This window comes from Pseudomonas sp. NPDC087615, assembly GCF_044743445.1.
Classification (GTDB): domain Bacteria; phylum Pseudomonadota; class Gammaproteobacteria; order Pseudomonadales; family Pseudomonadaceae; genus Aquipseudomonas; species Aquipseudomonas baetica_A.
Genome location: NZ_JBIUWM010000136.1, coordinates 1 through 1,961 on the forward strand (window position 1 = coordinate 1; position 1,961 = coordinate 1,961).

A 1,961-nucleotide genomic window follows, 5' to 3' on the forward strand; every position below is an offset into this window, starting at 1 on the left:
CGGATACTGCTTATCAGACTCAATGCCATGCTGCGAGACGGCACCGAATGGCGGTGACGAATGGCAGGGTAAAGACAGTTGCTCCCACAGGGTTTGCGGCGACTTCAGAGAAACGCCAGGCACAAAAAAACGGGAGCCCCTGCGGACTCCCGTTTTTGTGTTGCCGATTTGCAGATTACTTGGCCTTGTAAATGATCCCCGGGCTGCACTGGACCATCTGGTAATGATCCGGCAAACCGTTCAGCGCTTCGGAAGCGCCAAGGAACAGATAACCACCCGGCTTCAGCGTGCTGTGAATGCGCAACAGAATGTCTTTCTTCACTTCAGCAGAGAAGTAGATCAACACGTTGCGGCAGAACACGATGTCGAACTTGCCCAGGCTGGCGTAACTGTCGAGCAAATTGAACGAGCGAAACTCCACCCGGTTCTTGATCGGTGCCTTGATGACCCAGCGCCCTGGTCCTTTCGGATCGAAAAAACGCTGCAGACGATCGGGGGACAAACCGCGACCGATTGCCAGGCTGTCGTACTCGCCAGTCTTGCAGTTGTTCAGCATGCTGCCGGAAAGATCGGTGGCAACGATCTGCACGCCCATCTTCAACTGGCCAAGGTTGACGCGCTCGAACTCATCGATAGACATCGAAAGCGAGTACGGCTCCTGACCCGACGAGCAGGCTGCCGACCAGATCCGCAGACGCTGGTTGGGGCTGGCCTTGATGGCTTCGGGCAGCACCTTGTTCTTCAAGACTTCAAACGGATAGGTGTCACGAAACCACAGGGTTTCGTTGGTTGTCATGGCATCGACTACCTGCTCGCGCAAACCGCTGCGCGGCTGGGTCTGGATGCGCTGAACCAGCTCACCCAGGGACTTGATGCCTTGCTGCTCCATCAGTTTGTTGAGACGGCTCGAGACCAGGTACTGCTTGTTTTCACCGAGCAAAATGCCACAGGCTTTTTCCAGGAAGACCCGGAACTGTTCGAAATCCAAATTACCCGTAGACAAATTGATGCCGCCTCTTAAATCGTGTTGACCGCCAGGGACAAAAGGTCCCTAGCTGATATCTGCTGCTTTGATCCGGTCGACTACCCGGGATGCCAGGTCATCAGGGCGGAACTTGGCCAAAAAGTCATCGGCACCGACTTTCTTGACCATCGCCTGATTGAATACCCCCGACAACGAAGTATGCAGGATGATATGAAGCTTTTGCATGCGTGCATCGCCGCGGATTTCGGCCGTCAGGGTGTACCCGTCCATCTCCGGCATCTCGATGTCGGAAATCATCATCAGGAACTCTTCTTCCGGCTTCTTGCCCTCGTCGACCAGCTTGCGCAGGTAATCCAGCGCCTGCTTGCCGTCGTTCAACGCCACGACTTCGACGCCGATCGTCTGCAGGCAACGCGTGACCTGCTTGCGCGCCACCGACGAGTCATCGACCGTCAACACCCGCAGCGACAATGCCTTGGTCTGCGTCTCGACATCGACCACACCGACCGAAATCGCTTCCGGCGTCGGTGCAACTTCCGCCAGCACCTTTTCGACGTCGATGATTTCGACTAACTGATTGTCCACCCGAGTCACAGCGGTCAGGTAATGATCGCGCCCCGTGCCCTTGGGCGGTGGATGGATCTCCTCCCAGTTCATGTTGACGATGCGCTCCACCGAGCGAACCAGGAAACCCTGGGTCTTGGTGTTGTACTCCGTGATGATCACGAACGGATTTTTCTTGTCTTTCAACGCCCCGGAACCGGTCGCCATTGCCAGATCAAGGATCGGAATGGTCGCCCCCCGAATATTTGCCACCCCGCACACGACAGGACTGGACTTGGGCATCAGCGTCAGTTGCGGGCATTGCAGCACTTCCCGAACCTTGAACACGTTGATCCCGTAGAGCTGCTGACCGTCGAGACGGAACAACAACAGCTCCAGGCGATTCTGCCCTACCAGTTGCGTGCGCTGGTTC

At 56.3% G+C, this 1,961-nt stretch carries 2 protein-coding genes; both read right to left on the minus strand.

Translation table 11 applies throughout. From position 1 onward, the window contains the following. Positions 1–175: 175 nt before the first annotated feature. On the minus strand, positions 176–1,003 hold the full coding sequence (cheR, locus tag ACIOU6_RS27925) for a protein-glutamate O-methyltransferase CheR (RefSeq protein WP_221733039.1): 828 nt from the start codon (positions 1,001–1,003) through the stop codon (positions 176–178). 48 nt (positions 1,004–1,051) lie between these two features. Beyond that, a partial coding sequence (locus ACIOU6_RS27930) for a chemotaxis protein CheV (RefSeq protein WP_401139964.1) occupies positions 1,052–1,961 on the minus strand: 910 nt, incomplete at its 5' end.